Source organism: Microcystis sp. M113S1, from assembly GCF_020246945.1.
In the GTDB taxonomy this organism is placed as follows: Bacteria; Cyanobacteriota; Cyanobacteriia; order Cyanobacteriales; family Microcystaceae; genus Microcystis.
Genome location: NZ_JADBSA010000102.1, coordinates 1 through 8356, shown reverse-complemented (window position 1 = coordinate 8356; position 8356 = coordinate 1). Strand labels below are relative to the sequence as shown.

The 8356-nt window shown below is 39.8% G+C and carries 7 protein-coding genes; 2 read left to right on the top strand and 5 right to left on the bottom strand.

Features of this window, described 5'->3' with window-relative positions:
• Nucleotides 1–292: 292 nt before the first annotated feature.
• Entirely contained in the window at nucleotides 293–2368 is a 2076-nt protein-coding gene (locus IM319_RS05530; RefSeq protein WP_287734948.1) for an AAA-like domain-containing protein, read from the bottom strand.
• Nucleotides 2369–2544: 176 nt separating this feature from the next.
• Nucleotides 2545–3804, bottom strand: a complete 1260-nt coding sequence (locus IM319_RS05525) for an AAA-like domain-containing protein (RefSeq protein ID WP_287734947.1) — start codon at nucleotides 3802–3804, stop codon at nucleotides 2545–2547.
• Nucleotides 3805–3967: 163 nt separating this feature from the next.
• Between IM319_RS05525 and IM319_RS05520 the strand changes: the two genes are divergently transcribed.
• Together IM319_RS05520 and IM319_RS05515 are read left to right on the top strand one after the other, a co-directional pair.
• Complete coding sequence (locus tag IM319_RS05520) at nucleotides 3968–4273, top strand: hypothetical protein (RefSeq protein WP_002756039.1); 306 nt, start codon at nucleotides 3968–3970, stop codon at nucleotides 4271–4273.
• Nucleotides 4260–5141, top strand: a complete 882-nt coding sequence (locus IM319_RS05515; protein WP_287734946.1) for a hypothetical protein — start codon at nucleotides 4260–4262, stop codon at nucleotides 5139–5141. The genes IM319_RS05520 and IM319_RS05515 overlap by 14 nt, the downstream gene beginning before the upstream one ends.
• 177 nt (nucleotides 5142–5318) lie before the next feature.
• On the opposite strand, the gene IM319_RS22695 is transcribed toward IM319_RS05515, so the two are convergent.
• From IM319_RS22695 to IM319_RS05505, 3 genes are all read right to left on the bottom strand, one after another.
• Complete coding sequence (locus IM319_RS22695; RefSeq protein WP_425184899.1) at nucleotides 5319–5405, bottom strand: transposase-like zinc-binding domain-containing protein; 87 nt, start codon at nucleotides 5403–5405, stop codon at nucleotides 5319–5321.
• Nucleotides 5406–5502: 97 nt separating this feature from the next.
• Nucleotides 5503–7851, bottom strand: a complete 2349-nt coding sequence (locus IM319_RS05510) for an HD family phosphohydrolase (protein ID WP_287734945.1) — start codon at nucleotides 7849–7851, stop codon at nucleotides 5503–5505.
• A 91-nt stretch (nucleotides 7852–7942) separates the two neighbouring features.
• On the bottom strand, nucleotides 7943–8356 hold a 414-nt coding region (locus IM319_RS05505), incomplete at its 5' end, for an RNA-guided endonuclease InsQ/TnpB family protein (protein WP_287734943.1).

Sequence of the window (8356 nt, the reverse complement as noted above, 5' to 3'; positions counted from 1 at the left end):
TGTTTTACGTCAAAAGAATCCACAGGTTAATTCCTCTCCTGTTAGAAGGAGTGAATCCTTCAATATTCTTCAAATATTCTCCCTATTTTGGTTACAGGGAAGGTAAGGAATCCGGGTATCATTATCCGAGGAATTAACGGGTGGTGATGGGGTATTTAGTGATTGAAAAATTAATGTTTATTCAATAAGTTTTTGGCAATTTGGATTATTTTGCAAAGCTAGATCGATATCCGATTTCCAAGCTCTGTCATTATACCAACGTTTTGCCCAAAATTGAGCTTCTTTAAAGTTATCAGAAGTTGGGGGGATTTTGCACAAAAAGTTTTTGGCAATCTAGATTATCTTGCAAAGCTCGATCGATATCCGATTTCCAAGCTCTGTCATTATACCAACGTTTTGCCCAAAATTGAGCTTCTTTAAAGTTATCAGAAGTTGGGGGGATTTTGCACAAAATTTCAAAAGCACCTTCTCTACCCGGTACATTAGCCACAAAATTATTGGTAGCTAGTCCTACTGCTTGCTGAATTAACCTTAATTCATTTAATTGAGTCCCACACTTGTAATAAAACTGATCACCTTGTTGCTTTTGCAAGTCTTGCAGTTGTTCAATGTTCTTTTCTAAGCTAATATTAAAATCTCGTTTAGTACAAATTTCTGTAATACTAGGTGAGGGTTCCTTATCGGGAGTTCTTTGTGGTAGCAATGATAATAAGAACAAAATAATAAACGTACCAAGTACTAATAGTACCGACGAAAAGGTAGAATTCTCCTCCTTAACTAATTTTTCTAATTCTTGTTTAACCCATTGAACATTAAATACCTCTTGATAAATTCGATTGATCACTTCTAGATAATCATCATTTTTAATCACTAATTCTGCTTGCTGAAGTGCCAATTTTTCCGGTTTATTATCAGCCAAGACTCTCCCCTGCAAAATATCTTGATAGATTTCTAATGTTGACCTAACATTTTTATCAGGAGTTAAGAGACTGTTTTGTATTTTCTGGAGATGGTCTGCCGCTTTATTTTGTAACCAATTTTCTACAATATTTTTCTGAATCAATTGTTCAATTACTGGTTTCTCTTGTCCTTCTCGTAACTCGTTTTTATTGTCGATTAGCAAAAGGATAACTATTATCGTTAACTCCAAGTTACCACCTGTCCAAGCAGGAATTTCCTCAATTAAAGCTGCTCTTTGATTCTCATCAAATTCAGTCCTTAATAGTATTTCAGCTAGTTGATCTACTCTTTCGTAGTATGCAGGGATTTTATTTAATTCCGTTGTCACCCAAGTTTCATTAAAAACATTTCTATAAATCTTATTATAAACTTTTAACTTTTGTCGGTCTTGAACTACCAATCCCGTTAAGCGTAATTCTATTTGGTCGGGACTACCATCATCGGTAATTTCACCATTTTTTAAAATTTCTTGGTAAAGCTTCAGCATTCTTTTACCCGTGACACGCTTATTTAATAAACGATTCCGAATAGTTTTTAGGTGTTCTGGACTATCTTGAGATACCCAGTTACTAATTACTTGCGACTGGATAAAATCGCCGACATTAATCGGGGTTGCTGCCGATTCCCTGCCAAATCCAGTGCGAGATGTGGAGATTAAATTACAAATTTTTTGAGTTAAAAATGGTTGTCCACCTGTCCAGTCTATAACCTCCTCTAAAACCCGTTGCGGTTCGATAAATTTTTCCTGCAATCCCTCGGCAAGTTTTCTGGCATCCCTTATGGTAAATCCAGATAATCGAATATCTTGACCAATATTAAAAGGACTACGATAATTATCTTGAATAAAGTTAGAAACTGCCGCTACCCCCAACATACAAAAGGTTAGACGTTGATAATCCCTATTATGAGGACGTTTTTCATGACAGCTACGCAGCCAAGCAAAGAAATCATCTGTGGAAAAAATTAAGCTCAGAACGCTATCAATTTCATCGAAACAGATAACAATAGGTCGGGATACCTCCTTTAAGAGAATTTCCTCAACAAATTGATCAAGACGATTAATAGGTGATTTATAGGCTCGTTCATCCCACCAAGTTTGCTCTTTTTCCCGAATAGAAAGATCAAATCGTTTAACCAGTTGCTCAAATAATACTCGATACCAAATATCTTCGGAGAGTTTTTTCCCTATACCACTCAAATCAATGGTAGCACAATCAATATTATCCTCTTTCAGTCGTTTTTGTGTCTGTACCCACAAACTTGATTTTCCCATTTGACGGGAATTCAACACATAGCAATACTGTCCATTTTTTAGATAGTCATAAAATAGATCATCTGCTTCCCGCTTGATATAACTAGGTGACTCTAGGGGGACGCTGCCTCCAATATGATAAAAATTGGTCGCCATAGGATTAAAATTAGCAATTTGTCTGATTGGTTAAGTTTGATGAATAATTTAATCAAAGGTTATCTGTCCCTAAGCTAGTCCGCATTTAAAGTTCTGGGTTCGATGGGGGAACGGGGAACAGGTGAAAACGAATATTAGATTTAGATGTACAACAGTTTAACTCAATATATCGGATTTTAGGCGGATAAGCGATACCTAAAATAGTCGCTGTATAGTGGATAACGGGGTTGAACAGCATTCTGCACAAAGTTTACTAATCCTAAACTATGAAGTTGCCAATTAATTGTTGCACCTAAATCAACGGGAGAAGACGACTCTACAACCTTTTTCATTCCTGCTGCTAGGTTTGGATGTTCTTGTAAGTTTAGCAAATGTCCTCGTAAATGATCCCCATAAATTCCCGCTTCCGTGGCTGCTGTCTGTTCAAAATCTGCTAAAGACAGCTGTTTTTGGGTAATTGCATAAAGCGCTTTTTGGATTAAATAGGGATGTCCCCCAACAAGATTAATTATTTTTTGCAGTTCATCTTTTCCCAAGTTAGCCTGATATTTATTGGCTAGAGTCAAGACCTGTTCTGGAGTAAAATCAGGTAACAGGATTTCTGTTCCCACATTAATCAAAGGAGATGTATTCAGGTCAGCAGGAACATAATTTTCTGTGGAATAGGTGATAATTAAGTGTAACTTTTGCCAAGTATTATTATTTTTTGCCTCCTCATGCCAAAGACGAAATAAACTAAGGAAATCGTCGGCAACGCTTGCATAAACAAAGAGACTATCTATCTCCTCTAAAACTAAAATTAGGGGTTTATCCAGCTTTTTGAGCAAATGGTCTTCAAAATAGGCAGTACAGCTATAAATTCCTAATCCTTCTTGCCATTTTTCTTCAAAGAGATTTGCTAACCCTAATTTCTTGGAAATAATCAAAGCAAACCAAGAGAGCAATTGGTCTAAATCGCTGATAATTCTTTTGCTTGCTTGTAAAAAACTGAAACTGACGGTTTTATACCGTCTTTTGTCAACTTGACTCAAAATTCTATCGACTAATAGGGTTTTACCCATCCCCTTAGCTGATTTAATCCGCAACAATGAACCTGCTTGACTCACCGTCTCCAGACAAAGCTGTTCCACTGGAGGACGTTCAACATACTTGGAAAAATCCGCGGCCCGGTTTTCTCCCTCATCCTCAGACATGGCAGCCGCTGTTTCCTCCAACTCATCCCAGTCAGCGATTTCTCGATAATCAAGGGCTAATTTTTGACAAATTTCATAAAAATTGAGGTTGTTAATCGATTTACCGTTAAGAAAAAGGTTAAGAGTCGATCTTGCGAATCCTAACTCCTCAGCAAGCAGCTGTTGAGTCGCGTAACCATTGCGTTTAAGTGCTTGTTTGACTCTAGGGATATATTCTGATTTTACTTTAAGCGATCGCCCCATAAACTTCCATCAATCGACGCAATCTCTATTCTATCGCAAAAAACTCAGACATATCTCAGTCATGAGATCAGAGTCAGACATATCTCATGACTGAGATCAGAGAGTCATGACTGAGGATCAAGGTGTACTGGTCGAAGTGTATTTATAAACTACACAAAACATAATGCTTGACATATTTCCTCCTAAGTCCAAAGGCAAAGACGGTTACGACTATCGGAAACCTTCAGTTGAGCCTGACAATTATTTAACCTCCGCGGAGAAGTCTCTTTTATCTGATTTACTCAAAGTTAGGGCTGCCACTGCCTTGAGCTTTGAAATTGAAACAGATAGAATTGGAGAAGCTGACTTACAAGATAAATTAGAAAAACTAGCGGAAAAAGGCTATATCTCAGTTAGTGAACAAGAAAACTACAAAATCTTTACTCCCACTTGGAAAACTCGTTGGCTGAGGGTAAATGGTATTTTGTAGTCAGGTTCTAACGGAATTAGATAAGTTTCCTTTTTTCAGTTCATTCACCCATTACCTATTTTTGGTAGATTCTCAGACAACTGCTGCCACCGACCTTTCTAGTGAAATACAGAAATTTGTGGAAGGACATCGGTGGTCTTTTGTGTTTGCTTCGATAATTATTGGAGTAGCAGTTGAAACTAGAATTAGCTATTTCTCAGCTTTTAGGATTCGTCATTTATTTCCCGATTTAAAAAAGGATTTTTTAAAGACTTTTTTTCATTTATTAATTGTCAAAATTGTTACATCAATACTCTTATACTATCTGATTCAATTTATATTTTCTCTATTAAGCTCGATCGAGGATAATGTATATGTTGGTTTAATCATTGCTCTGGTCTTTGGTTTTATTATTAGTTCCTTAAACCCTAATTTAGAACAAATCGACCAAGTAATGGGTGGATTTAGCCTATCGACAATTAATCCTGTCTCCAGTCTGATCAAAAAGCTATTAGAGTTGTACAAAGAATTTCAAATATCTATTATTAAGTCTTTAGACAAGAAACTGCTAAAGAAGAGAACCAGCCTATATAATTCTATCAAGCTTAGATTTGATGATTTTGAAATAGTTACTATTCAGGAATACATCCAAGAATTAATCGGTAGATTTACACTGAAAGAAACGCAAGAGAAATATCAAGGAAGATTAAACGCTATCATCGGGGGAAATTTTAGTGACGAGGATAAGAGAGAAAGATTAATATGGTTATTATTTGATATTATGGGCTTTACCTATAAAGATATCAATGAAATTAGAAATAACCCAACACAATCAGAAATTTTAGAAAGACTGCGAAAAATAGAACAGGGGAATAGAACGATAAATTAAACGTCGGCTAGTTAATTAAATACACTTGTACTGTGTTTGATCGATTAACTGGAATCGATAAAAATCCTGACAGGGCAGGGAAAAAGTACCTGAATTTTCCCCCCGATCACTCCCATGGCCAGTACTTTTTTTGATTGACAAAAAGTCTAAAAGTCTTATCTAACAAGGTTTTTAGATTTATTCAGCTAACCCTATATAGTTTTGTTTTTGACCACGATGACCATTTTTATTGATGTGGTCACTTTTACATTCTGGACATTTCATCGTTTTTTTCCTTCATTGAGTTTCTATCTATTTTGCCTTCTCATCTCTTTATCTGACAACGCCAGAAATTGTAACTGATTTAGCCAAGGATCTCTTGTCATAGTTTTTCGGCTGAGGAGACTTCTAAAACTGCTTTCGGGTAGGCAATGCGTTGATGATGGAATTGTTGCCAAACTTGCACAAAAATCTCGGCAATAATTGGTAATTCCTCCTGACGAATACCACTATCTACTAATTGTTGATCGCGCCATCGGGCCTGAAAAATCTTTTTGATCATATCCATGGCTTGTTCTGGGGAGGCCTCCTTTAGCGATCGCAAAGCGGCCTCGCTACTATCGGCTAACATAACGATCGCCGTTTCTCGCGATTGGGGAATCGGACCATCGTAGCGAAAGGCTGCTTCATCGACGATTTCTTGACCATTTTGTCTGGATTTTTGCAAAGCTTGCTGATAAAAATAGGAAATTAAGAGATTGCCTTGGTGTTCAGGAATAAAATCGCGGACGACTCGCGGTAAACCCTGTCTGCGGGCCATGACTAACCCTTCGCTAACGTGCTTTTTAATAATCTCGGCGCTGACGTAGGGATCGTTAATTTCATCGTGTTTATTCGGGCCACCCATTTGATTTTCAATAAAACCGAGAGGATCGTGCATTTTCCCGATATCGTGATAAAGGGTTCCCGTGCGAATTAATTCCACATTACAGTGCAGTTTTCGGGCGGCCGCTTCGGCTAAACAGGCGACAAAAAGGGTATGTTGAAAAGTACCCGGCGCTTCTGTGGCCAAACGTTTGAGCAAACTACAATTAGGATTGGACAACTCCACCAGACGAATGGGAGTCACCACATCGAAACAGCGTTCCAGATAGGGGGATAATCCTAGAGCGATTACCGTCCAAGCTATTCCCGATAGACCATAGACGAGCGCCGTGGGTAGTAGAGCATAGATGATCGTGCTGGCCGTGGCGCTAACGATTAGGTAGGTGAGCAGATAAACACCCCCTTGACTGACTCCGATTCCCATTCCTAGGAGCGATAATTCATCCCGGGAGCGCAATTTTGCCGCTATTATGGCCGCTAATAGTCCCCCCATCGTCCCCGCGATTAAATCGGCGCTGATGCCTTGGATACTGAATAGGGAAAGACCGGCAGTTAAGAGGACTTGGGTGACGGCCAAAGTCGGGCCATAGAAACTGCTGACTAATAAACCCACGGCTGCCAGATTGGTAAAGGGAATATGGGCGATCGCTAAGATCGGTGTGGTAAAACTTAGTAAACCCAAGAGAAGAAAATCCCGGTGACGCAGAGGCCGATGGAGACGCTGGGCCACGAGGCAAAAAGTCCCGATCACGCTGGTGACAAGGATTGCCGTTGCTCCTAAACCCATCCAGTTAATGCCCCGTTCGCTTAAACCAAAGCCATCGATGAGAACAAACTGAGCTTGAGTAATTTTTTCGCCTGTTTTAACGATAATTTGACCGGTTTGAGTGCTAGACATCACCATATCTACCGCTTCCACCGCTTTAGCCGCTTGTTCTTTGGTTGACTCCCGATCTTCTATCAGGTTAGCCTGTCCCTCTAGGGCCGCTAGAAGGATATTTTCGGCTAAAAGCTGCTGACGACGGGTTAGGCGATCGCTGCTAATCTGCACGGCGATGGTATCCTGTAGGTGACTGGTGGAAATACCCGGGGGAATGCCTTGCACCAAAATGCGGCGACCCCCTTGCAGGATGGCTGTTTCTAGGTTTTGCCACTCTCGATCGCCCATTTGAGCTACTGCGATCAGATCGCCATATTTGAGTTGATTTAAGCTGGAATGCCGATAATTTTGGCTGGTTTGCCCCTGTATTTGCCGTAATTGCCCTAATCGATCGATAAATTGCTCAAATTTCCCCTTTGTCACGCGCTGACGATAGGCTTGGATTTCGTGTATAGCATATTCCTGCTCTTTTGTCAAGGGTTTTGCAAAAGATTCTTCATAGTTGAGGCCGCTTTGTAGAGTTGACCATTGAGCGGCAGAAAAGGTGAGCAGCGTTCCCAGTGTGGCGTTAGAAATAGTCCTGCTGATTAAAATGGAATTTTTGGGCAGAATTGGGATAATTTGACTTAATTGCCCTAAAGTGTCCCGCAGCGCTCGCTCAATCTGGGCAGTGGTTTGGGGGTCTCTTTTCAGCCGGGGAAGCAGTCCAGCCCGAATTTTTTGGCGTTTGAGGGCGGTGGTTTCTTGGTCTTCAAAACTGGCATCTTCGGGGGCGATAATTGTGACGGGGGAAATAGTCCCGACGGCCAATTTCGGCTGATTATAGAAACGATAACCGACTACGCTAGTCAGACAACCGACGGTAAACAGGAAGATTAAGGGTCGTCGAAGTTTACCTAGGGAGTAAGACCGAGATTTTCGGGCAGAATCAGGAAAAACCGTGAAAGAATGCAGAAAATGATTCATAAATTCCAGCTAAATTCTTTGACACTCCCGTCGCTAAAAGCGAGGGATTCTTGGTTCATCGAGTTTCCTTAATCTAGCAGGACGTATCCAACTAAACCAGAGGGAATCTCTCCCCAAGCGTAGTAGTTTCGGTATGCCCTACCGTACTTAGTCCCTTTTTGAGAATATTGATAGCGGCGTTAATATCTCTATCTTCTACATAGCCACAGTGAGGACAAATATGGGTTCTTGTAGATAGAGATTTAGCTACTTTTTGACCACAATTAGAACAGTTTTGACTGGTGTTATGGGGAGCTACTGCTACTGTAGCCTTACCATATTTAAAACCAAAATATTCTAACCATTGCCGAAAAGTTGACCAAGCCACATCATTAATAGATTTAGCTAGTTTAGAGTTTTTTACCATGCCTTTAACATTTAAATCGACCTGGGCGATGAAATCGTTAGATTTAATGACGCGCAATGCCTCTTTTTCGACAAAGCCTCTACGTTGCCTACTTATTCT